Source organism: Labrys sp. E2SS-1L, from assembly GCF_057073705.1.
Window position 1 is genome coordinate 435,090 of record NZ_CP172712.1, and the last position, 22,995, is coordinate 458,084.

General features: G+C 65.3%; 21 protein-coding genes and 1 other RNA gene. 11 read left to right on the forward strand and 11 right to left on the reverse strand.

Annotated features, from left to right (window positions below):
• Nucleotides 1-277: 277 nt before the first annotated feature.
• Complete coding sequence (locus tag ACIGJE_RS01950) at nucleotides 278-1,342, reverse strand: DUF4167 domain-containing protein (RefSeq protein ID WP_394311121.1); 1,065 nt, start codon at nucleotides 1,340-1,342, stop codon at nucleotides 278-280.
• A gap of 492 nt (nucleotides 1,343-1,834) precedes the next feature.
• On the opposite strand from ACIGJE_RS01950, the gene ffs reads away from it, so the two are divergent.
• The 3 genes from ffs (at nucleotide 1,835) to ACIGJE_RS01965 (ending at nucleotide 4,140) form a co-directional block, all read left to right on the forward strand.
• Nucleotides 1,835-1,932: signal recognition particle sRNA small type (gene ffs / locus ACIGJE_RS01955), an RNA gene on the forward strand.
• A 53-nt stretch (nucleotides 1,933-1,985) separates the two neighbouring features.
• Nucleotides 1,986-3,797, forward strand: coding sequence for a DNA polymerase III subunit gamma/tau (locus tag ACIGJE_RS01960; protein ID WP_483679185.1), 1,812 nt, complete (start codon nucleotides 1,986-1,988; stop codon nucleotides 3,795-3,797).
• Nucleotides 3,798-3,816: 19 nt separating this feature from the next.
• Entirely contained in the window at nucleotides 3,817-4,140 is a 324-nt protein-coding gene (locus ACIGJE_RS01965; protein WP_311937739.1) for a YbaB/EbfC family nucleoid-associated protein, read from the forward strand.
• Between the two features lie 30 nt (nucleotides 4,141-4,170).
• On the opposite strand, the gene ACIGJE_RS01970 is transcribed toward ACIGJE_RS01965, so the two are convergent.
• The 4 genes from ACIGJE_RS01970 to ACIGJE_RS01985 are packed head-to-tail and all read right to left on the reverse strand — an operon-like array spanning nucleotide 4,171 to nucleotide 5,662.
• A complete protein-coding gene (locus ACIGJE_RS01970; protein ID WP_394311116.1) occupies nucleotides 4,171-4,488 on the reverse strand; it encodes a type II toxin-antitoxin system RelE/ParE family toxin in 318 nt (105 codons plus the stop codon).
• On the reverse strand, nucleotides 4,489-4,734 hold the full coding sequence (locus ACIGJE_RS01975) for a type II toxin-antitoxin system ParD family antitoxin (RefSeq protein ID WP_394311114.1): 246 nt from the start codon (nucleotides 4,732-4,734) through the stop codon (nucleotides 4,489-4,491).
• 42 nt (nucleotides 4,735-4,776) lie between these two features.
• A complete protein-coding gene (locus ACIGJE_RS01980; RefSeq protein WP_311937745.1) occupies nucleotides 4,777-5,232 on the reverse strand; it encodes a carboxymuconolactone decarboxylase family protein in 456 nt (151 codons plus the stop codon).
• 1 nt (nucleotide 5,233) lies between these two features.
• Nucleotides 5,234-5,662 (reverse strand): cupin domain-containing protein, encoded by a 429-nt coding sequence (locus tag ACIGJE_RS01985; protein WP_376717688.1) that lies wholly within the window; start codon nucleotides 5,660-5,662, stop codon nucleotides 5,234-5,236.
• Nucleotides 5,663-5,759: 97 nt separating this feature from the next.
• Here ACIGJE_RS01985 and pdxR point away from each other — a divergent pair, with 97 nt between their 5' ends.
• The 4 genes from pdxR (at nucleotide 5,760) to ACIGJE_RS02005 (ending at nucleotide 12,572) form a co-directional block, all read left to right on the forward strand.
• On the forward strand, nucleotides 5,760-7,172 hold the full coding sequence (gene pdxR, locus ACIGJE_RS01990; RefSeq protein WP_311937749.1) for a MocR-like pyridoxine biosynthesis transcription factor PdxR: 1,413 nt from the start codon (nucleotides 5,760-5,762) through the stop codon (nucleotides 7,170-7,172).
• 190 nt (nucleotides 7,173-7,362) lie between these two features.
• Nucleotides 7,363-9,258, forward strand: coding sequence for a sigma-54-dependent Fis family transcriptional regulator (locus ACIGJE_RS01995; RefSeq protein WP_311937751.1), 1,896 nt, complete (start codon nucleotides 7,363-7,365; stop codon nucleotides 9,256-9,258).
• Nucleotides 9,259-9,585: 327 nt separating this feature from the next.
• Nucleotides 9,586-10,659 carry a 2,3-butanediol dehydrogenase gene (locus ACIGJE_RS02000; RefSeq protein WP_311937753.1) on the forward strand — a complete coding sequence of 358 codons (1,074 nt, stop codon included), beginning with the start codon at nucleotides 9,586-9,588 and terminating at the stop codon, nucleotides 10,657-10,659.
• A gap of 110 nt (nucleotides 10,660-10,769) precedes the next feature.
• The gene (locus ACIGJE_RS02005; RefSeq protein WP_311937755.1) at nucleotides 10,770-12,572 is read left to right on the forward strand and encodes an NAD(P)-binding domain-containing protein; all 1,803 of its coding nucleotides are present in this window, start codon (nucleotides 10,770-10,772) and stop codon (nucleotides 12,570-12,572) included.
• 238 nt (nucleotides 12,573-12,810) lie between these two features.
• Here ACIGJE_RS02005 and ACIGJE_RS02010 read toward each other — a convergent pair whose 3' ends face one another.
• Complete coding sequence (locus ACIGJE_RS02010) at nucleotides 12,811-13,896, reverse strand: HPP family protein (protein WP_394311104.1); 1,086 nt, start codon at nucleotides 13,894-13,896, stop codon at nucleotides 12,811-12,813.
• A gap of 192 nt (nucleotides 13,897-14,088) precedes the next feature.
• On the opposite strand from ACIGJE_RS02010, the gene recR reads away from it, so the two are divergent.
• Genes recR through ACIGJE_RS02030 form a run of 4 tightly spaced genes read left to right on the forward strand, consistent with a single transcriptional unit; the run spans nucleotide 14,089 to nucleotide 16,731 of the window.
• Nucleotides 14,089-14,691: a recombination mediator RecR gene (gene recR / locus ACIGJE_RS02015; protein ID WP_311934669.1), complete on the forward strand. Its 603-nt coding sequence runs from the start codon at nucleotides 14,089-14,091 to the stop codon at nucleotides 14,689-14,691.
• A gap of 57 nt (nucleotides 14,692-14,748) precedes the next feature.
• A complete protein-coding gene (locus ACIGJE_RS02020; protein WP_311934668.1) occupies nucleotides 14,749-15,051 on the forward strand; it encodes a virulence factor in 303 nt (100 codons plus the stop codon).
• Nucleotides 15,044-15,682: a methylenetetrahydrofolate reductase C-terminal domain-containing protein gene (locus ACIGJE_RS02025; RefSeq protein ID WP_376717653.1), complete on the forward strand. Its 639-nt coding sequence runs from the start codon at nucleotides 15,044-15,046 to the stop codon at nucleotides 15,680-15,682. The genes ACIGJE_RS02020 and ACIGJE_RS02025 overlap by 8 nt, the downstream gene beginning before the upstream one ends.
• Nucleotides 15,679-16,731: a methylenetetrahydrofolate reductase gene (locus tag ACIGJE_RS02030; RefSeq protein WP_367626107.1), complete on the forward strand. Its 1,053-nt coding sequence runs from the start codon at nucleotides 15,679-15,681 to the stop codon at nucleotides 16,729-16,731. Before ACIGJE_RS02025 ends, ACIGJE_RS02030 begins: the two co-directional genes overlap by 4 nt.
• A gap of 42 nt (nucleotides 16,732-16,773) precedes the next feature.
• Here ACIGJE_RS02030 and ACIGJE_RS02035 read toward each other — a convergent pair whose 3' ends face one another.
• From ACIGJE_RS02035 to ACIGJE_RS02055, 5 genes are all read right to left on the reverse strand, one after another.
• On the reverse strand, nucleotides 16,774-17,154 hold the full coding sequence (locus ACIGJE_RS02035; RefSeq protein WP_415084737.1) for a VOC family protein: 381 nt from the start codon (nucleotides 17,152-17,154) through the stop codon (nucleotides 16,774-16,776).
• A 161-nt stretch (nucleotides 17,155-17,315) separates the two neighbouring features.
• Nucleotides 17,316-18,203, reverse strand: coding sequence for an inositol monophosphatase family protein (locus tag ACIGJE_RS02040; RefSeq protein ID WP_415084739.1), 888 nt, complete (start codon nucleotides 18,201-18,203; stop codon nucleotides 17,316-17,318).
• Nucleotides 18,204-18,336: 133 nt separating this feature from the next.
• Nucleotides 18,337-19,401, reverse strand: coding sequence for an ABC transporter ATP-binding protein (locus ACIGJE_RS02045; RefSeq protein WP_311934663.1), 1,065 nt, complete (start codon nucleotides 19,399-19,401; stop codon nucleotides 18,337-18,339).
• The gene (locus ACIGJE_RS02050; RefSeq protein WP_311934662.1) at nucleotides 19,398-21,626 is read right to left on the reverse strand and encodes an ABC transporter permease; all 2,229 of its coding nucleotides are present in this window, start codon (nucleotides 21,624-21,626) and stop codon (nucleotides 19,398-19,400) included. The genes ACIGJE_RS02045 and ACIGJE_RS02050 overlap by 4 nt, the downstream gene beginning before the upstream one ends.
• Before the next feature lie 307 nt (nucleotides 21,627-21,933).
• The gene (locus tag ACIGJE_RS02055; protein ID WP_415084742.1) at nucleotides 21,934-22,953 is read right to left on the reverse strand and encodes an ABC transporter substrate-binding protein; all 1,020 of its coding nucleotides are present in this window, start codon (nucleotides 22,951-22,953) and stop codon (nucleotides 21,934-21,936) included.
• Between the last annotated feature and the right edge of the window lie 42 nt (nucleotides 22,954-22,995).

Here is a 22,995-nt window from a genome sequence, read left to right on the forward strand (position 1 = left end):
ACCACAACCGTGCAGACTGCGCGTTCACGGCTGAACGCGCCTTGCCCCAACTCTTCATCTCGACGCGTCTTTGCGGTTTCCGGCGATTCCGTCAAACGGCAAAGACCGTTTCCTGCGCTGGTTCCAGCCGCGCCCGCCCGGCATTACCCAGGAGGCGATAAATAGAACCTGAGTTCAATATGCGGGGGTCCGGCATGAGTTCAACCCGTCGACAATAAAAAAGCCGGCGACCCCGCAGGATCGCCGGCTGATCAGGTAAAACCGATCGATTTAGCGTCTATTCGCTCGCGGTTTCCGCGCTCGCCTCGGCCGTTTCACTTGCAGCGGCAGCCTTCTTCGAGACACGGCGCTTGCGCGGACGCGGAGCAGCAGCTTCGGCCTCCGCTTCGGCCGCTGCGGGAGCGGCAGTGGGGGTCGCTTCTACCGGCGCGGCAACAGCCTGAACTGGCGCCGGGGCAGCTGCCGGAGCCGCAGAGGCTACCGCCGGCGTGCCGGTGATGAAGGAAGGCAAGGTGGAAAGGGCATGATCGTCATGCAGATCCGGCTGGGGCTGGTCGACCGGAACCACCGGCGCCGGCTGGAACGCGCCGCGTTCGCCTTGCCCGCGCTCGCTGAAGAGCGGCCCGTCGCCGGCATTGGCGCGGTCACGGAAGGGACGATCGCCACGATCGCCGAAACGGCGGTCACGGCGGCCATGGCGCTGATTGAAGCGCGGCTCGCCACCGCCCTCGCCTTCGGCCGCCTGGCCGTTGGCCTGCCCGTCGAACTGGCGATCGCGCTGGCGCTCCTCGCGGTAGGGCCGGTCCTCGCGGGACTGCCTGTCCTCGCGCGGCTGGCGTTCCTCGCGCGGACCACGCTCGCCGTTGAAACGGTCGTTGCGGTCACGGAAGCGATGCTCACGCTCGCGGTAGGGCTGCCCGCCCTCGCCACGCTCGCCGAAATTGCGGTCACGTCCCGGCTGCACCAGGCGCGGCTGTTCGTCGAAGCCCTGGGAGCCGCCGAACTGATTCGCCGGCGTCCCGAAGCCCTGCGGCATCGAGGGGATCGGGCCCTCGAAATCGGCATCGTCACCATCTTCCTCGTCCTCGGCACCATGGCCGAAGTTCTGGTCGCTGGTGAACTGCGGCTGCGCCGCCGCGATGATGCGGAAATAGTGCTCGGCGTGCTGCAGATAGGACTCGGCCAGGATCGGGTCGCCGGAGGATTGGGCATCGCGCGCCAGCTGAACGTATTTTTCAGCGATATGGGCGGCGGTTCCGCGAACCTTCACGTCGGGGCCGTTCGACTCATAGCTCCGGCTCAGCGGGTTCGGACCCTTGCCGCCGCGTGAACGACCACGCATACGCTTTTGCTGTCCCTGCCTCATAGATTGATCTCATTCTCCGCTATAAACATGCGCAATCTCGCGAAGCGACAGCGAACCTTCGTCATGGCCATTGCATCACATCAGTCAATGCACGGGTCAGGAAAACCATAGGTTCCGCCTGCGTCGGGCGCAGCAGCACACTCCGGCAGATCGCCACCTTGGCTCTTGGTACCGGAATAGGCATTTCCATCGTTAGGGCGAACGAGCGCTTCGCTCGATGTTCGACTGAAAGTGCATCTGCACTAGAGCCGGCTCGTACTATCGACGCCAGCCCCGAACGATTTGTGTATCTCTAGATAGTCGCTCGCGCGGCAAAGTCCAAGCCCTTTTTAAAAGGCCCAAATCTTTTTTCAAAAAAATCTTGGCGCTTTTTACAGGAAATATGCCGCCCAATCGAGATTTTGCGGCTTGTGAGGTTTTTTGGCGCCTCCGCTTGTCATTCGCGCGCCGATGGCCCATATACGCGATGGGAGGTTGGCGGTGGACGCAACACTCGCCAACCGGGTCAGGTCCGGAAGGAAGCAGCCCCAACGAGACCGCTGCGGGTCTTCGTCCAACCTCCTACCTCATGGAACGGCGGATCGCACAGGTGGCCCCTTCGAGGGATTCGGGGGAATTGATGGAAGACGCGAACACGACGCCCTCCGATACCCAGCCCTATCGCGTTCTCGCCCGCAAATACCGTCCCCAGACCTTCGATGACCTGATCGGCCAGGACGCGATGGTGCGCACCCTGTCCAACGCCTTCGAGACGGGGCGCATCCACCAGGCCTATATGCTCACGGGCGTGCGCGGTGTCGGCAAGACCACTACGGCGCGCATCCTGGCGCGCGGGCTCAATTACGAGCCGCCGGAGGGCGGCGGCAAGCCGACCATCAACATGCCGGGCCTCGGCCGACACTGCCAGGCCATCATCGACAGCCGCCACATCGACGTGATGGAGCTCGATGCCGCCTCCCATAACGGCATCGAGAACATTCGCGAGATCACCGACGGCGTGCGCTACGCTCCGGTCTCGGCGCGCTTCAAGGTCCTCATCATGGACGAAGTCCATATGGTGACCACGCAGGCCTTCAACGCCCTTTTAAAGACGCTGGAAGAGCCGCCGCCGCATGTGAAGTTCATCTTCGCTACCACCGAGATCCGTAAGGTCCCGATCACCATCCTGTCGCGCTGCCAGCGCTTCGACCTCAGGCGCGTCGACAGTGGCCTGCTCGCCCGCCATCTCGGCGCGATCTGCGAAAAGGAAAGCGTTTCGATCGACGCGGCCGCCCTGGCGATGATCGCGCGGGCCGCCGAGGGCTCGGTGCGCGACTCGCTGTCCCTGCTCGACCAGGCCATCGCCCATTCCGGGTCGGGAAGTCTTGGTGGCGGCACGATCGATGGCGAAAGCGTGCGCGCCATGCTGGGCCTCGCCGACCGCTCGCGCGTGATCGACCTGTTCGAGGCGGTGATGCGCGGCGACGCCGCCTCCGCCCTCGACGAGTTGCGCGCCCAATACGACCAGGGTGCCGATCCGGCGGTGGTGCTGTCGGAACTCGCCGAATTCACCCATTTCGTCACGCGCGTGAAGATCTCGCCGGCCGCCGCCAACGATCCTTCGGCCACCGAGGTCGAGAAGGTGCGCGGTTCCGAACTCGCCGGCAAGCTCTCGATCAAGGTGCTGACCCGCCAGTGGCAGATGTTGCTCAAGGGCATTCCCGAGACCCAGACCGCCGCCAAGCCGCTCGCCGCCGCTGACATGGTGCTGGCGCGCCTGTGCTATGCGGCCGACCTGCCCTCGCCGGACGACCTCATCCGGCAACTCACGGAAAATGGCGGCGCCCTGCCCTCGCGCGGGCCCGCGGCAGCGCCGCCGGCGCCCCCGCCAGCCGCCCCGCGGGCGCAATTGATCACCGCCGCCACCCAGGCGCAGTTCCAGCCGCAGCCCCAGCACACCCCGATGCCGGGGCCGGCCTCGGCCGCGCAACCGGGCCGCGCGCTCGCCAGCTTCGCCGAGATCGTCGGCCTCGCCATGGAAAAGCGCGACCTGCCGCTGAAACTGGCGCTGGAGCGTTTCGTGCGCCTGGTCGCCTTCGCCGATGGCCGCCTCGACATCGCTCTCGAGCCCGGTTCGCCCCAGGGCCTGGTCAACGATCTCTCGCGCAAATTGTCGGACTGGACCAACAAGCGCTGGCTGGTGGTGCTGTCCTCGGAAAAGGGCGAGGCGACCTTGCGCGAGCTCGCCGAGGCCCGGCAGGCCGCCGTACTCTCGGGCATCCGGGCCGATCCCTTCGTGCGGGCCGTGATGGAGCGCTTTCCGGGTGCGGAGATCGTCGACATCCGGGACAATGCCCCGGTGGAGACGCAATCCCTGGCGCCGGCTCCCGATGATGGCGGCGATCCCGACGACGGCGACGAGGCCGAGCCTTATTCCGCCGACGATATCTGAACACGCAGCAGGAGTTCCCATGAAAGACGTAATGGGCATGATGAAGCAGGTGCAGGCCATGCAGGCCAAGATGCAGACCCTGCAGGCCGAACTGGAACAGACGGAAGTCGAAGGCGTGGCGGGCGGCGGCCTCGTCAAGGTGCGCCTCACCGCCAAGGGCGAGATGAAGGGCGTCGAGATCGACGCCTCGCTGCTCAAGGCCGACGAAAAGGAAATCGTCGAGGACCTCGTCCTCGCCGCCCATAACGACGCCCGTGGCAAGGCCGACCGCCTGACGCAGGAAAAGATGGGCTCGATCACCGCCGGCCTGCCCATCCCGCCCGGCATGAAGCTGCCGTTCTGAAGCGGGCGCGGCGACTATCGAGCGACCATGTTACGGCTGGCCGCCTCCCCTGTCGAAGAGCGCCTCGATATCACGGTGACCTTCGACAATGTTGACGATTTCCAATCGGTCGCTGTGATAGCGCAGGAAGATCACATAGCCTCGAAAAGCGAAACTTCGCAGGTCAGGGCGCAACTCGGGCCGAACCCGGCCAAAGATGCCGGGCAAGGTCGCGAGCTTGCGGCACTGCTGCCGCAGCTGTTCCGCGAACCGGCGTCCCAGCATCAGACTTCCACTTTCACGACTGATGTAGTCCTGGATTGCGATCAAGTCCCTGACCGCAGCGTGTGAATAGACCAGCCGCCTCACTCAGTACCCTTCGGCTGCAAGTTGCGTGGCGGCGGCATCGAGAGCCTTGCCTACCTCGTCATCGGAAAGGCTGCCTCCTTCGTCGATGGAGGCATTCACCATGTCGCGGAGCGCTTGCAGCTTGGCTTCACGCTCCTCGACGAGACGGAGGCCCTCCCTGACCACCTCGCTCGCCGAGCCATAGCGGCCTTCCCGAACGATCGTATTGACGAATTCTTCCCACCGCGAGCCGAGTGATACGTTCATGGCGGTTCTCCTTTGCCGCCATGATAACATATTTGGCGCAATTTATGCTATCGCCTTCACCGCAGCCGGCATGTTGCGGAAGCTGATCGCCAGGCGGTTATAGGCGTTCATCAGGCCGATCGCGATGGTGAGGTCGGCCACTTCCTTTTCGGAAAACACCGCCCGCACGGCCTGGAACTCCGCGTCGGGCACCGCGGTCTCGGCGACCCTGGTCACCGTCTCCGCCCAACGCAGCGCCGCCTTCTCCTGTTCGCCGAACAAGTCGCCGGCTTCATGCCAGACCGGCACCAGCACCAGCTTCTCCTGGGGCAGCCCGTCCTTGGTCAAGTCGCGCGAATGCATGTCGATGCAATAGGCGCAGCCATTGAGCAGCGAGATCCTCAGATAGACCAGGTTGACCAGCATGCGGGGCAGGCTCTGGCTGACATAGCCATAGACGCCGCCGAGGGCTTTCATGCCGGCAGGCGCGGCGGCGTTGTAGTCGAGGCGCGGGGCCATTTCACTTCTCCTGATCATAGACGGTGAGGTTGCGGTCGCCGGTATCGGCGACGAAGACGGCGAGCAGCGAGGCGGGCTTCGTCTTGCTGGCATTCTCGCTGATCTGATGGTGGGCGCCCGGCTCCTCGAACCAGCTCTCGCCGGCGCGATAGACCTTGACCGGTCCGCCATTGACCTGGCTGCGGATCGAACCCGACAGCACATAGGCAAAGACGAAGGCCGTCCTGGAATGGGTATGCGAGGGCGACTTGCCGCCGGGGGCGTAGCGAACGAGGACGCTGGTCATGGTCTTGCCGGGCACGTTGGGCAGGGCCTGCTCGAACACCGGTGCTGCGCTGGCCCCGCCAGCCTTCGATTGCGGCGAATGGGCCAGGGCTGTGGTGGCCGCAAAGGCAATACCCACGCCGAACAGAAAGGCTCTGGAAATCATCATCTTGGTTCCTGTCTTGCGATGACTGCAGCATGGCTTTCTTTCGGCTCACAAAAAAGCACCAAGAATTGGATAAAATACTGTACCATTCGGATGCATGAACGAGTCCTTCAAGATCAGTATCGATCGCGCCGCCCAGGCTCCGCTGGCCGTGCAGATCCATCGCAGCATCGCCACCGCCATCCTCGACGGCCGGCTGGCCAATGGCGTCCGGCTACCGTCCTGGCGCGATCTCGCGGCCCAGCTCGGCGTCGCCCGCGGTACCGTGCGCGTAGCCTATGAAAAGCTCGCCGACGAACAGCTGATCGCCGGCATGGGAGCGGCCGGCACGCGCGTGATCCACAAGGCAGCCCGTCCCCAGGCCGCCGGCCGGCTGCCGGAGGCTACGCCCCTGCCGGCGCTCTTTCCCGATTTCGAGCGCCCGCCGGCCACCTTCCAGATGGGCGTGCCGGCTCAGGACGCCTTTCCCTTCTCGCTATGGTCGCGCATCATGGCGCGCAGTGCCCGTGCTGCCGCCGCGGCGCCGGTGAGCTATCCCGATCCGCGCGGCCATATCGAGCTCCGGCGCGAGATCGCCGCCTATCTCGCACTGGCGCGGGGCATCCAGTGCGAGCCGAGCCAGATCCTGGTGACGTCGGGCTATGCCGGTGCCCTCGGCCTCGTCCTGCGCGCCCTCGAACTCGACGGCCATAAGGCCTGGCTGGAGGATCCCGCTTTCATCCTCACCCATATCGCCCTGGAGCAGGCTCGCGTGGCGATCACGCCCGTTCCGGTCGACCGCGATGGCATCGACGTAGCCGCCGGCATCCGTCTCGCACCGGACGCCGCCTTTGCGGTGGTCACCCCGGGCCAGCAGGCGCCTCTCGGCCTCACTTTGTCGCTCGAACGCCGCCTTGCCTTGCTCGATTGGGCGCAGGCGCGCCAAGCCTGGATCATCGAGGATGATTATCTCAGCGAATTGCAGCTCAGGGGGCGGGCTGCGCCGGCACTCGCCTCGCTCGACCGGCAGGGCCGGGTTCTGCATGCCGGCACCTTCAGCAAGACCATCACTCCGGCGCTGCGCCTTGGCTTCCTGATCGTGCCGCCGCAACTGGCGGCCCGTTTCGGCGACGTCGCCGCCGCCCTCGCGCCAGCGCCGGCGGCCTCGATCCAGCGAGCCGTGGCGAGCTTCCTGGCGGAGGGGCATTATCTCAGGCATCTGCGCCGGATGAAGCGCCTCTACGCCACCCGGCGCGACGCCCTCGCCTCCTGCCTCGCCGCGCGTATCGGCCCCGGCATGAAGGTCCATGCCAATGGAGGTCTTGCCGTCCTGCTCGGCCTGCCCGATACGATCGACGATGTTGCCGTCTCCCATCAGGCCCTGCCTTTCGGACTAGCTCCCGTGCCGCTTTCACCCTGGTACAAGGGAGCGCGGCGAGCCGGCCTGCTGCTGGGCGTCACCAATGTCGACCCCGGGCGCATCGCCACCGATTGCGACCGCCTGCTGGCGCTGATCGCAGCCCATGGCTGACCTCGTAAGGCTCCAAGACGGTTTACATTCGCAGGCACTAGTGCACACTGCGGTGCCCGTGCCTTGGAGGCTGCGAGGTAGAATTCGATCGAGCTGGCGCGTGCCACGCAAGATCCAAGCAAGACGACATGATTTCTGATCCGGACGGATCAAGAAATATATTTTCCAGGGAGGCTGGCTGCACCTTCTCATGGTTTCGCATGTCGATCATATCCGCGAGATCGAAAGCGTCGGCCTGGGCGCGGCAACCATCCGCGACGCCACGGTGGTGCAAAGCTGGCTGCGCTGCATCAACAAGCACCGATTGGATCCGGCCCAGGCCTGCGAGGCCTATATCGTGCCGGATACCCAGTTGCGCGAGCATCGCCAGCAATCGGAAGAACTGATCGCGATCGCCCGTTCGGGCCTCGAAAGCCTGTTCCGCCAGGTGGCGGGACAGAACTATGTGCTGCTGCTCTCCGACAGGGCCGGCGTGACCGTGGATTTCTACGGCGACCCGCTGTTCGACAACAATCTGCGCAAGGCCGGCCTCTATATGGGCTCGGAATGGTCTGAGTCGCGGGCCGGCACCTGCGCCGTCGGTGCCTGCATCGAGGCCGGCGAGGCCCTGACCATCCATCAGACCGACCATTTCGACAATACCCACACGCCGCTCTCCTGCACCGCCGCCCCGATATACGACATCCAGGGCGGGCTTTCGGCGGTGCTCGACATCTCCCTGCTCTCCTCGCCGATCAAGAAGGCCAGCCAGAACCTGGCGCTGCATCTTGTCTCGGCCACGGTACGGCGCATCGAGCTCGCCAATCTGATGGCGCAATCGAGCCGCGAATGGGTGCTGCGCTTCTCGCGCTCCCCGGAATTTCTCGATGTCGACCCGGAAGCCGGCATCGCCATCGACGGTTCCGGCCGCATCATCGGCATGACCAATGGCGGCGCCAAGGTGCTGGCGCGCTCGGGCAATCTCGACTGGCGCGACCCACAAGCCCTGATCGGCCAGCCCCTGTCGCGCTTCTTCGACATGGATATCGACGACCTGCCCGACCTAACGCGCCAGCATCGCCCGCAGGACCGCCTGGTTTTCGCCCGCGACGGCAACGCCCTGTTCGCCCATGCGATCGAGCCCGATATCGCCGTGCGTTCGCCGGTCGGGGCACGCCACGACATTCCCGCCTCGCTGCGCAATCTCGGCGGCGGCGACGGCCAGCTCGCCGCCTTGCAGGCCAAGGTCGCCAAGCTCGCGCCCCGGCCGGTCTCGATCCTCATCCAGGGCGAAACCGGCACGGGCAAGGAATATCTGGCCCGCGCCATCCACGAGGCGAGCGGCCGGACCGGCAAATTCGTAGCCGTGAACTGCGCGGCGATCCCCGAACCGCTGATCGAAAGCGAATTGTTCGGCCATCTGCCGGGGGCCTTCACCGGCGCGGCGCCGAGGGGACGGATCGGACTGATCGAGGAGGCCAATGGCGGCACGCTCTTCCTCGACGAGATCGGCGACATGCCGCTGGCGCTCCAGAGCCGGTTCCTGCGGGTGTTGTCGGAGCGGGAGCTGACTCCGGTGGGCGCTTCGCGGTCCAAGCCGCTGGACATAAGGGTGGTCTCCGCCTCCAACCGCCCCCTCGAGGCGCTCGCCAGGGAGGGTGGCTTTCGCGAGGATCTGCTCTATCGGCTCAATGCCGCGACGCTCGCGCTGCCCGCCTTGCGCGAGCGATCCGACTTCGTCTGGCTGCTCGACAAGATCCTTGCCAAACATCGCGTGAATGGCGAGGCGCTGGCGGTCGCGCCGGCAGCCCTGCTCGCGCTCAAGGCCCATCATTGGCCCGGCAATATCCGCGAACTCGACAATATCGTCTCGGTCGCCGCCGTTCTGTGCCAGAACGGCGTCATCGAAGTGTGCGACCTGCCCGAAGCCCTGCTGAGGCGGGCGCTGCCGCCGAGAACCGAGGAGCCGCACACCCAAAAGGCGGCCCTTGAAGCCGTGCTCGCCAGCTGCAACTGGAACGTCTCGCAGGCGGCACGCAGCCTGGGCGTCGACCGTTCCACGGTGCATCGCCAGATGAAACGCCACGGCCTGAGCCATCGCAACTGATATCGACGCGCCCAACGCTCGACCTGTCATTCCCGGCGCCGCCGCAGGCGGTGGGAAGGGAATCCAGGAACCAAGAGTCGAGCCTACCGCCCCTGGATTCCCTTCCCTCGCCACTTCGTGGCTCGCCGGGAATGACAGATCGGCTTTAATGATGCTTGCCCTGACCTGTTGCAGCACCCCTGCCACAGGTGTGGCATCTGTTGCGTGTCATGCAACGGTTGCCTGCGTCCAAGAGGCCTGAAACCGCCCCAGGCCACGGCCTTCCGCCGATTGGCACGGCGATTGCTCTTCCTGCCCAACACCATGCAACAGGGGAGGAGGACAAGGATGAAGGCCCTGCGATTTCATGCCGCCAAGGATCTGCGGCTCGAAGAACTGCCTAAGCCGGGCCAGCCGGCGCCCGGACAGGTTCTGATCCGCAATCGCTTCGTCGGAATCTGCGGCACGGATCTGCACGAATACGCCTATGGTCCCATCTTCATCCCGGTCGAGCCGCATCCTTTCAGCGGCGCCAGCGGCCCGCAGATCCTCGGCCATGAATTCGGCGGGGTGGTCGAAGCGGTCGGTGAGGGTGTCGAGGCGGTGAAGCCCGGCGACCGGGTCTCGGTGCAGCCGCTGATCATGCCGCGTTCGGGCGACTATTTCGCCGATCGCGGCCTCTTCCACCTCAGCCCGCAACTCGCCCTCGCCGGGTTGAGCTGGGTTTCGGGCGGCATGGCCGACTATGCCCTGCTCAACGACTACAATGTGCAGAAGATCCCCGACGCGCTGAGCGACGAAGAAGCTGCCCTGGTCGAGCCAAGCGCGGTAGCCGTCTATGCCTGCGACCGCGGCGGCGTCACCGCCGGCTCGAGCGTGCTGGTGACGGGCGCCGGCCCGATCGGCCTGCTCACCCTCCTCGCAGCCCGGGCCGCCGGCGCCGCACAGCTCTTCGTCTCCGACATCAACGACAAGCGCCTCGCCTTCGCCAAGGCCGCCCTGCCCGATCTCATCACCATCAACCCCAAGCATGACAATCCCGGCGAAGTCGTGCGCGCGCTCAGCGAAGGACAGGTCGGCTGTGACGTGGCGATCGAATGCGTGGGCAACGAGCATGCTCTCAAGGCCTGCCTCGATGCGGTGCGCAAGCAGGGCGTGGTGGTCCAGACCGGCCTGCATCCGCACGAGAACCCGCTCGACTGGTTCCAGGTCACCTTCAAGGATGTCGATATTCGCGGCTCCTGGGCCTATCCCACCCATTACTGGCCGCGCGTCATCCGCCTGATCAGCTCCGGCCTGCTGCCGGCGAACAAGGTCGTGACCCGCAAGATCACGCTCGACAAGGCCGTCACCGACGGCTTCGACGCCCTGCTCGACCCGGCCGGCGAGCAGCTCAAGATCCTGATCGACCTGGCCCGATAACATCGGATCGCGATGGCCCGGTTTGAAAAACAGGGAGTTGAAGCAAACAAGCGTTCGTTCTCAGTCCGAAGCAACAGTCTCGACCAACACAATAAAACGGAGGAAATACCATGCTCGATCAAAGCCCGCAGGCCAGGGTGGACGCGGTTCTGGCCAAGTTCGAAAAGGCGCTCGCAAGCGGCGACATCGACGCCGCGGTCAACCTGTTCCAGGAAGATTGCTATTGGCGCGACCTGGTGACCTTCACCTGGAACATCCGCACCCTGGAAGGGCGCGATGCCATCGGCGAGATGCTGAAGGCGCAGCTAGCCGCCATCAAGCCCGGTCATTTCCGCCAGGATGCCACCGAAGCCGCCAGCGACGGCAATGGCGTGACCGAGGGCTGGTTCGAGTTCGAAACGGAAGCGGCACGCGGCTATGGCCATATCCGCCTGAAGAACGGTCTGATCTGGACCCTGCTCACCACGATGAGCGAGTTGAAGGGCCATGAGGAACCCAAGGGCTTCCGCCGCCCGATGGGCGCCGAGCACGGCAGCGATCCCACCCGCAAGACCTGGAAGGAGAAGCGCGAATCGGAGGCTTCGGAACTCGGCTTCACCGAGCAGCCCTATGTCGTCATCATCGGCGGCGGCCAGGGCGGCATCGCACTCGGCGCGCGGCTGCGGCAGCTCGGCGTGCCGACCATCATCGTCGAGAAGAACGAGCGTCCAGGCGACAGCTGGCGCAAGCGCTATAAATCGCTCTGCCTGCACGATCCGGTCTGGTACGACCACCTGCCCTACATCCCCTTCCCCGACAATTGGCCGGTTTTCGCGCCCAAGGACAAGATCGGCGACTGGCTGGAGATGTACACCAAGGTGATGGAGCTGAACTATTGGAGCTCCACCACCTGCAAATCCGCGAGCTTCGACGAAACGACCAAGGAATGGACCGTGATCGTCGAGCGGGACGGCCGCGAGATCACCCTGAAGCCCAAGCAGCTGGTGCTGGCCACCGGCATGTCCGGCAAGGCCAATGTCCCCAAGATCAAGGGCCAGGATGTCTTCAAGGGCGAGCAGCAGCACTCCTCCCGTCATCCCGGCCCGGACGCCTATCGCGGCAGACAAGTGGTGGTGATCGGCTCCAACAATTCGGCCCACGACATCTGCGCGGCCCTGTGGGAAGGCGGCGCCGACGTCACCATGCTGCAGCGTTCCTCCACCCATATCGTGAAGTCGGATTCGCTGATGGAGATCGGGCTGGGTGACCTCTATTCGGAGCGGGCGGTGGCCGCCGGCATGACCACCCGCAAGGCAGACCTGATCTTCGCCTCGCTGCCCTATCGCATCCTGCATGAGTTCCAGGTGCCGGTGTACAACAAGATCCGCGAGAAGGACGCCGAGTTCTACAAGCGGCTCGAGAAGGCCGGCTTCATGCTCGATTTCGGCGACGACGATTCAGGCCTGTTCATGAAATATCTGCGCCGGGGATCGGGCTATTACATCGATGTCGGCGCCTGCGAGCTGGTGGCCGACGGCCGGATCAAGCTGGTCAGCGGCGTCGGCATCCGCGAACTGAGCGAAACCGGCGTGGTGCTGGAAGACGGCCGCGAGCTGCCGGCCGATCTCGTCGTCTATGCCACCGGCTATGGTTCGATGAATGGCTGGGCGGCCGACCTGATTTCGAAGGAAGTGGCGGACAAGGTCGGCAAGTGCTGGGGGCTCGGCTCTGATACCACCAAGGATCCCGGGCCCTGGGAAGGCGAGCAGCGCAACATGTGGAAACCCACCCAGCAGGAGGCCCTCTGGTTCCATGGCGGCAACCTGCACCAGTCGCGCCATTACTCGCTTTATCTCTCCCTGCAGCTGAAGGCCCGCAAGGAGGCGATCCCGACACCGGTCTACAAGATCCAGGAACGGCATCATCTGTCCTGAGCCGGTGCGGCATCGCCCTGATAGGCATTGTCCGGAAATGACTGAAACGCCGCCTTTGTCATGCCCGGGCTTGACCCGGGCATCCGATGGCTGGTCGGCAATGTCCGGATAGAACCGGATTGCCGGGTCAAGCCCGGCAATGACAAGGATCCGGCCAATCCGATCCGTTCATGACAGACGAATCCCGAATGCCGGAAGCACAGGGGTGGCCGCAAGCCGCCCCTTTTTCATGGTGTCCCTACTGCCCCCACCCCTCCCGCGCCGACAGGCTGGAGAGGGCGGCCAGGAGATCGGTCTGGGTGACGAGCCCGACAATGTGCTTGTCGGCGTCGACGATCACGACCGCATGGGCGGTGCCATCGGTAAGGGCGGGCACCAGCCCGAGGGCCGGCGCGTTCGGGGTGGACAAAGTGGGTAGGGTCATGACGTCGCCGACCTGCTTCACCGGACCGGCGAGGTCGCGCAAGCCCACCGTGCCCACCACGCGATCATGAAAGTCGATCACCGGCAGGGTGCGGACATTATGCTCCAGCAAGAGCCTGATGGCGGTCTCGGCACTGGCTTCGGGCTCGATGGTGACGATGTCGCGCGACATGATGTCGGCGCAGGTGAGATCCGCATGCGACCGCGACAGCGCCCGCTGCTCGACCCGCCGCAGCAGACGGTCGAGGTCCTGCCGGTCGATATCGAAGGTCTCCCCGAGATCGGTCAGCGCCCCCTCGATATCCTCGTCGCGGAAGCCGACACGCAGGGAAGGCGCCGGATCGGCGGTGCCGTGCGTGCTGGCCGGAGCGGGCGCCGGCACATGCGGATAGGGATGGCGGGAGAAGCGGTGGAACAGCCAGCCCAGCGCCACCAGCAGCGCCGAGTTGAGGCAGACCGGGACCAAAGCAAAGCCGAAACCGGCGGCAGCCACGGCTGGCCCGCCGATCACGGCCGTCAGGGCAGCTGCCCCGCCCGGCGGATGCAGGCAGCGCGCCAGCGACATCACCGCAATGGCAAGGCCGACCGCCAGGCCGATGGCCAGCATCGGCTCGTGCACGAACTGGGTGACCGCAATGCCGCACAGCGCCGAGAGCGTATTGCCGCCAATGATGGACCAGGGCTGCGCCAGCGGACTGGCGGGCACGGCAAAAAGCAGCACGGCCGAGGCGCCGACCGGCGCCACGATAAAGGGCAGATGCGGGTCGCGGCCGAAGACCAGCGTGCAGACCAGGCCGGTCAAGGCGATGCCCACGATGGCACCCAGGCTGGCGAACAGCCGGTCGCGCAGGGTTGCTCCGGCCAGGATCGGCGAGAACAGTTTGAAGGGAAGAAGCGCCATGGACCCACCCGGCAGACACAGAGGGCGCAGTCCGCCCGCCGCGCGATATATCGCGAAGCGATAGGTGCTTAATAGTTGAGCAGCCGACGTTCAAGGTACGAAAGGACGCAGTGCCCCTGGGAGCGCGCTCAAAATCGATCGAGCCCGCACTCTCCCCTCGCGCAGGCGCTGCAAATCACCTATCTGAGCTGCATGGCATCCGTTACCGGCCCTGAAATCGAACGCCTGATCCAGTTGCTCGCCCGCTTGCCCGGGCTCGGGCCGCGTTCGGCCCGCCGAGCGGCGCTGACGCTGATCAAGAAGCGCGAGCAATTGATGGTGCCGCTGTCCTCGGCCCTGCAGATCGCCTGCGAGCGCGTGGTGGTCTGCTCGAACTGCGGCAATATCGACACCTCGGATCCTTGCACCTTGTGTGGTGACCCCCGACGGGAAGACACGCTGTTGGTGGTGGTCGAAGATGTCGCCGATCTCTGGGCCCTGGAGCGGGCCGGTGTGGTCAATGCCCGCTACCACGTGCTCGGCGGCACGCTTTCGCCGCTGGATGGTGTCGGCCCCGAGGATCTCACCATCGACAGGCTGGTCGCGCGCGTTGCCGAGGGCGGCGTGACCGAGGTGATTCTCGCCCTCAACGCCACGGTCGACGGACAGACCACCGCGCACTACGTCACCGACCTTCTGGCCCCAACAGGCGTCAAGGTGACGAAACTGGCGCATGGCGTGCCGGTCGGAGGCGAGCTTGACTATCTCGACGAGGGCACCCTGGCTGCCGCGATCCGCAGCCGGACGCCGTTTTGACGAAAATATTCGGGCGTCCGAATCGTCATTGACGAGCGAAATCGAAAGGAATCCCCCATGCCCCAGCTCATCGTCACCTATTGGCGCGACATTCCCACCATGGTGGTGGCCAAGCAGGGCCGCACCAGTGCCAAGCGCGAACTGAGCTCGCGCTTCGGCGAGGCCGTCGACATGGCGGCGATGCGCGGCGGTGCTGCCGGTACGGATGATTATCTCGCCGAATTCCATCGCAGCCCCCCGATCGAGTGCGGCGAGGACCTCGAAGCGGAAGTTTCGGCGGCGGCGGCCAAGATCGAGGCGGAATACGACAAGGAACGGTTGGCGGCTCTTGCCAAGAATGGCGGCAAGGAAACTGCCTGATCCGTTCAACGCGAGCTCACGAGCCATGCGCACGCCTGCCGCCTTCGAAGCCACCGGAAAGCCACCGCGCGATGCGAAGAAATTCGCCCTGCGCTTCTGGGCCATCCGCCATTCCGCCGCGATGGAGCGGATCTATGACGGCGTCGAGTGGACGCTGGTCAAGCTCTCGCCCCTGTTCACGGCAATCGGCTGGGAACGGCTGGAAAAACCGGTGGCTAAGGTCGAGAAGCTGGTCAAGTCCAGCCTGTTCGACTGCAAGATGTGCGGCCAGTGCGCCCTGTCCTCCACCGGCATGTCCTGCCCGATGAACTGCCCCAAGGGCCTGCGCAACGGCCCCTGCGGTGGGGTCAGGGCCAATGGTAACTGCGAAGTCTATGCCGACATGCCCTGCGTCTGGGTCAAGGCCTATGAGGGCTCGCGCAACATGGCTGCCGGCAACGCGATCGAGATGCCGCAGGGACCGGTGGATCACCGCCTGAAGGGGCAGTCTTCCTGGCTTTCCGTCGCTCGCGAGAAATCGGGCTACAATGCCCGGATCGCCGCCGAGAAGGCGGCAGCGGCGGCCGCCGCCAAAGCCAAGGCTGCTGCAGCCAAATCCACTGCGGCGGCAACGGGCGGAGGCAAGCCATGAGCATCGATACCAGGCGGCCCCATCCCGACGATTTCGGCCCGCATCCGGCCGCCCCCCTGCCCGAACTCCCGGGCCATAGTTCACGCGGGCGTCTCGAGCGCGTGCTGCGCCGCGGTGAATTCGCCGTCACGGCCGAACTCAACCCGCCTGATTCGGCCAATCCCGACGATGTGCTCGAGCGCGTGAAGCCGTTCGAGGGCTGGGTCGACGCCATCAACGCCACCGACGGCTCCGGCGCCAATTGCCACATGTCCTCGGTGGCGATCTGCGCCCTCCTGACCCGGGTCGGTTACTCGCCGGTGTTCCAGATCTCCTGCCGCGACTACAACCGCATCGCCATCCAGGGCAATGTCCTCGGCGCCGCAGCGCTGGGCGTATGCAACGTGCTGTGCCTGTCGGGCGACGGCGTGCAGAGCGGTGACCATCCCGAGGCCAAGCCGGTCTTCGACCTCGATTCGACCGCCTTGCTCTCCACCATCCGCACCATGCGCGACGAGCAGCGCTTCCTGTCGGGCCGCAAGATCACCACGCCGCCTGCCGTCTTCATGGGCGCTGCGGCCAATCCCTTCGTGCCGCCCTATGATTTCCGCCCGATCAACCTGGCCAAGAAGATCCAGGCCGGGGCGCAGTTCATCCAGACGCAATATTGCTTCGATGTTCCCCTGCTCGAGCGCTTCATGGCCCGGATCCGCGACATGGGCCTGCACGAGAAATGCTTCATCCTGGTCGGCGTCGGTCCGCTCGCCTCTGCCCGTACCGCCAAGTGGATGCGCTCCAACGTGCCCGGCGTGCATGTGCCCGACGACGTGATCAAGCGCCTGGAAGGCGCGCAGGATCAGAAGGAGGAAGGCAAGCGGCTCTGCATCGACATCATCCAGCAGGTCCGCGAGATCAAGGGCGTCGCCGGCGTGCATGTGATGGCCTATCGCCAGGAAGAATATGTCGCGGAGATCGTGCACGAATCCGGCGTTCTGGCCGGCCGCACGCCCTGGCGCCGCGACATGGAGCCAAGCCCGATCCCGCATGAGGAGATCGTGGCGGCGCAATAGAGGCAATCCCCTCCCCCCGCGGGGGAGGGTCAAGCGCGCTGCCTATTCCGGCGTCGAGAAGACGCGCAGCCTGTGGCCATCGGGATCGAGCACGACGAAGGTGCGGCCGAAATCGAGATCGACCGGCTTTTGGGCAACGCGCACATCGCGCGTCTCGATCCATTTGTCGTAGACGGTGTCGACGGCCGCAGCATCCGCGACCTTGAAGCCGATCTCGACGCCGCCGGCCGGCGCACCTGGCGCGGGCTCGGCAGTGTGCTTTGACCATAGGCCAAACATCAGGCCGGTTTCGAGGGCGAACAGGGCGAAGGTGGTCTGTGCCTCGATGGGCTCGAGGCCGAGCAGGTCGCGATAGAAGGCGGCGCTGCGCAGCGGGCTGTCGACCATCAGCAGGGCATAGCTGGACTTGAAGGAAGTGGGCATCGTCTGGTTCCTCGGTTGCGGTGAGGAAAGACTAAGGGTTCGCCCTGCCAGTTTTTGTCAGGAGTGAAGGCGACCAGGAGGCGGACGTCGCGACATGCAAGCATGTCGCTGTGACGTCCGCGGTCCCAGCTCTGGCGTTACCAATGCGAACCTTGCGGGGATCACGCGGGACGCATCGCGGCTGGGACCGCGGACGTCTCGTCCGCCTCTTGACCCTTTTCGGCTTGGCCCACCAGCCGCATCAGCCCGTCCCAGGCCCCCGGGGCCGCACCGATCACCCGGCCGCCACGGGCGAGATCACCATTGACGAGGAAGTTCTCGATCCGGCCACCCGCCTCGCTGATCAGGCAGAGGCCCGCCAGGCAGTCCCAGGCATTCATATGCGGCTCGTAATAGCCGACCAGGCGACCTGCTGCGACATAGGCCAGCATCAACGCGCCCGACCCGTTGCGGATGAACATGCCGCCCTCGTGCAGGAGGGCATTGAGGAAGCCGGTGATGATCTCCGGCGCCACGCGATGGTTGGCCCCGACCCCGAGCACGCCGTCGACTAGGCTGCGCTTGTCGGAAAGCCGCAGGGCGGTTCCGTTGAGGCTGGCGCCCTGGCCGAGAGCGGCGGCATAGAGCTCGTCGCGCACCGGCGCATAGATCACCCCGACCACGGTCTCTGTACCGTGGGTGACCGCGACCGAGACGCACCAGGACGGCAGGCCGAAAACGAAGGGGCTGGTGCCGTCGACCGGGTCCATCACCCAGCAATAGCCGGAGATGCCTTCAGTGAGGCCATATTCCTCGCCGAGCAGGCTGTCATGCGGGAAAACGGCCGCAATGCGCTCGCGCAATAGCCTTTCGCTGGCCTTGTCGGCTGCCGAGACCACGTCCTGCGCATTGGCCTTGGTCTCGACCGCGAGCGTATCGCGGTCGTTGAAGAAGGACAGCGCCAGCAGGCCGGCCTCCCGGATGATGTCCCTGGCAAGGTCGAGGCGGGCGGCGATGTCGGCGGCGGCAGGCGACGGGGGGGCAGGCGATGGGGGGGTAGGCAATGTCATGGGCAATTCCTGAAACAGATGAAGGCTTGGGCCAGCCGTCGTTGCGAGCGTGGTGAAGCAATCCAGACCAGGTGTCTGCGGCTTTCTGGAGTGTTTCGCTACGCTCGCAATGACGAGACTTCGTGGACCATCCTCATTCCGGCACCAAGGCGAGGCCCCGATCATGCAGGTCGACGCCGATCGGGCTTCCCGGTTCCAGCATGCGGTCGGTGCCGGAGTCGATCAGGAAGATCGGGCCGGCCTTGGTCTCGATCTCGTATTCGACGTGGTCGCCGAGATAGGCCGCATGCAGCACCTTGCCCGACAGCATGGCTCCGGCAGCCTCGCGCAGGGTCATGGCGTTAGGGCGGATGGCGAGTTTGGCGGGGCCGACCGTGAGACCTCGCGCAGCCAGAGCATGCCCTCCCTCGCCGACCCGGATCTCGGCCCGGCCCTCGGCCACGCGCGTCACCTCGCAAGGTACCACATTGGCCTCGCCGATGAAGTCGGCGATGAAGGCGGAGGCCGGCGCCTCGTAGAGCTCGCGCGGCGTTCCGGCCTGGGCGATCCGGCCCTGATGCATGACGATCACCGTATCGGAGACGGCCAGGGCCTCTTCCTGGTCATGGGTAACGTAGACGGCGGTGAAACCCAGGCGCTGCTGCAACTCGCGGATCTCGGTGCGCACCCGCCGGCGCAGCCGGGCATCGAGATTGGAGAGCGGTTCGTCGAGCAGCAGCACCTGCGGCTCGACCACCAGGGCACGCGCCACGGCAACGCGCTGCTGCTGACCGCCCGACAACTCGCTCGGCAGGCGCTCGCCATAGCCGGCCAGTCCCACCAATGCGAGGCCATCGGCCGCCTTCTCGCGTGCCTCGGCCTTGCGCAGGCCGGACGATATCAGGCCGTATGCGACATTATCGGCCACGCTCATATGCGGGAACAGCGCATAGGACTGGAACACCATCGAGACGTCGCGCTCATTGGCCGGCAGCGCCGTGACGTCCTTGCCGCCAATGCTGATGCGGCCAGCGCTGGGATGTTCCAGCCCGGCGATCATACGCAAGGTGGTGGTCTTGCCGCAGCCCGAAGGGCCGAGCAAGGTCACCAGCGTTCCCGGTTCGATCGTGAGCGACAGATCGGCGATGGCGGTCACCGCACCGAAGCTTTTGCGCACATTCTGAAAGGTGACCGAGCCCGGCCTGATATCGATAGTCATGCCGCCTTCTCCCGGGGTCTGGCTGCGGATTTGGTGGACAGGCCGGCGACACGATCCTCGCGGCGCAGCCTGCGCTCGCCGACCAGGGCCTGGAAGCCGCCGATCACGGCGATCATCACCACGATCAGCACGCTGGAATAGGCGATGGCTACGCCATAGCTGCCATTCTCGACGAGACCAACGATATAGGCGGTCGCCATGTTGTACTGGGCGCTGACCAGGAAAATCACGGCGCTGATCGAGGTGATCGAGCGCACGAAGCTGTAGACCAGGGCCGCGACGATGGCCGGCCGCAGCAGCGGCAGGATCACCCGCCGCGCCGTGGTGAAGGAGTTCGCCCCCAGCGTCAGCGAGGCCTCGTCGAGGCTGCGGTCGATCTGGCTCATCGCCGCCACGCCGCCGCGCACGCCGACCGGCATGTTGCGGAAGACGAAGCATACGATCAGGATCAGCGCCGTGCCGGTCATCTCCACCGGCGGCAGATTGAAGGCGAAGACATAGGAAACGCCGATGATGGTGCCGGGAATGGCGAAGCTCATCATCAGGGCGAATTCGAACACGGAGCGCCCGGCGAAGTTCTGGCGCACGATCAGGTAGGCGGTGATGAGGCCGACCACCGCTGTCAGCGGCGCCGAGATCAGGGCGATCTCCATCGTGGTCCAGAACGAGCCCCAGGCGACGCCGCTCCACAGTATCGAGCCCTGGTCGAAGGTCACCGCAAAGGCGCGGGTGTAGTGCTCCAGCGTGAGGCTGTGGTCGAGCCCCCAGGTCTTCACGAAGCCGCCGAACAGGATCATGGCATAGACCACCAGCGTGAAGGCGCCCCAGGCGCAGACCACGCCGATGGAAAGCGTGGCGACGCCGCGGCTGAGCCCGGCATGCTGGCCGGAATCGCCCTTGCCGGTGACGGTGGTGAAATTCCTGCCGCCGAGCCAGAGCCGTTGGGCGACGAAGGCGGTGAGGGTGAAGGAGAGCAGGATCAGCGCAAGCACCGCCGCCCGCGCCGGATCGGTCTGCGCGCCAACCACAGCGAAGAAGATCTCGGTGGAGAGCACGCCATGGCTGCCGCCCAGCACCATCGGATTGCCGAAATCAGCCAGGCTCTCGATGAAGCCGACCAGGAAGGCATTGGCGAGGCCCGGCCGCATCAGCGGCAGCGACACCGTGACGAAAGTGCGCCAGCGGTCGGCCTTGAGCGTCTGGGCGGCCTCCTCCATGGCGGGGCTGACGCCCTGAACCACGCCGATCAGCACCAGGAAGGCGATCGGCGTGAAGGAGAGCACCTGCGCGATCCAGATGCCGGTGAGGCCGTAGAGCCAGCGGCCGGGCGGAATGTCGAAGAGGTAGGCGAGGCCCTGGGTCACCACGCCCGAGCGCCCGAACAGCAGGATCAGAGCGAGGCCCACCACGAAGGGCGGCGTGATGATCGGCAGGATGGTGAGCAGCCGCAGCGCCCGCTTGAAGGGAAAGCGGGTCCGCGTCGCCACCAGGGCGAAGGCGAGGCCCAGCAAAGTGGAGCCGGCGCCGGTGGCGATGGCCAACGTCAAAGTGGACCAGGCGACGCCGCAGCGCCCGCTGCCGGACAGGCAGCGCAGGGTCCAAATCGAGGGATCGGTCAGCGTCTTGAGGAAGCCGGCGGGATCGAAACTGCCATCGATGCCCTGGAAGGCACCGGCTAGCACCATGCCGACCGGATAGAACACGAAGGTGGCGACCAGAGCGATCAGGATGGTGATCGCCGATACCACGAAGGCATCGCCCCTGAGAACGCCGCGCTCGGCGAGGCCGAAGCTGAACAGCAGCAGGAAGGCCGTCAGCAGCGTGGCCGCGCCGGCACCGAACGCCTCCTGCCCCGAGCCGAGCGCGCCGAACCAGGTTTCGAAACCCGGCCAGCGCCAGCCCGAATAGGCGATGGCAAAGCCCTGCAGGACCATGATGGCGGCACCGGCAAGGCCAGAGGCGACGAGCAGCCGGGCCCGCGCTAGCGGCTGGGCGGTAAAACGGGCCAGCACGGCCGGCGCCAACGCCAGCAGCGGCAAAGCGAGCCACCAGCGTCCGTGCAGCACCAATTGCAGCAGGCCGGGAGCCGCCTTGGCGCCGGCCGGGTAGTCACTCAGGCCTGCGATCGAGAACAGGCCGGCTTCGAGCCTGTACCAGGGCAGGATCGCCAGGCCGAGAACGGCCAAGGCGAGCACCCAGTCGAGGCGGCGATTGCGCCTGTTCATGGCGAGACCTTTCGGGAAGGGGAATTCCTGGAACCGCTGGCGATGTGCACAAATAACTCCATCGCGACCTTTGTCATTGCCGGGCTTGACCCGGCAATCCAGTCCCCTCCGGCTATGGCGTTTTTGCGATTTGAGGGCGTCATCAAGAATCGCAAAAACGCGTCCAAACAAAGAGTTAGAGTAAATAGGCGTTCACACATGAACGCGTTTTGCTCTAGGGAAGCGGGACCATTGGATGCCCGGGTCAAGCCCGGGCATGACAAAGGCAGCGCTTTAAGTCATTTCGCGCCGCCCCTTAGACGAAAGCCTAGTTGGCGTTGGCGCCGATCTCGCGGTCCCAGCGTTCCAGGAGCGCCTTGCGGGTCGCGGGCTCGCCGAACTTCTTGAAATCGTAGTCGATCAGCTTGATGTCCTCGAAGCGCGGGGCCTGCGGCGGCAACTCTGCCTTCTTGTTGGACGGAATCTGGAAGGACTTGGCATCCTTCATCAGCGACTGGATCTCCGGCTTGAGGGCCCAGTCATAGAATTTCTTGGCATTGTCGAGGTTACGCGCGCCCTTGATGATGCTCATCGAGCCGATCTCGTAGCCGGTGCCCTCGCAGGGCGCCACGGTCTTCACAGGGAAGCCCTCCGCCGTCATGGTCACCGCGTCATGCATGAAGACGATGCCGACGGTGGTCTCGCCGCGTGCCGCCGCCTTCACCGGGGCCGAGCCCGACTTGGTGTATTGCGAGACATTGGCATTGAGCTTGGTCAGGTACTCGAAGGCCTTGTCCTCGCCCATGATCTGCACCAGCGAGGCCAGCGCCGTATAGGCCGTGCCCGAGGAGTTGGGATTGGCCATCTGGATTTCGCCCTTGAAGGAAGGATCGGCGAGATCGGCCCAGCACCCCGGCGCCTTCAGCTTCTTCTGGGCAAGGAGGTCGGAATTGTAACCCCAGCCGAGTGCGCCGGCATAGACGCCTACGGTGCGGTAGCCGGACTGCTCGGCCTGGCGCTTGGCCCAATCCTGGAGCTGATCGAGCAGCGGGGACTTGTATTCGAGGGTGAGGCCTTCCTGGGCAGCCTGCAGATGCGGGTCGCCGGTACCGGCCCACCAGATATCGGTCTTGGGATTGGCGGCCTCGGCCCGAATCTTGGCATAGGTCTCGCCCGAGGACAGGCGCACCATGTTGACGCCGATGCTGCTGTCCTTCTCGAACCTGTTCTTGAGCAATTCGCAAACGGCGACATCCGCCGCGCAGATCAGGTTCAGCGAGCCCTCCGCCTGGGCAGCGGCCGGGAGCATGGCGGCAAGGATCGCGGCGGCAGCGAGTGTCTTCTTCATGGGTTTCCTCCGGACGGCATGCTGTTCTGCTTGTTTTGCACA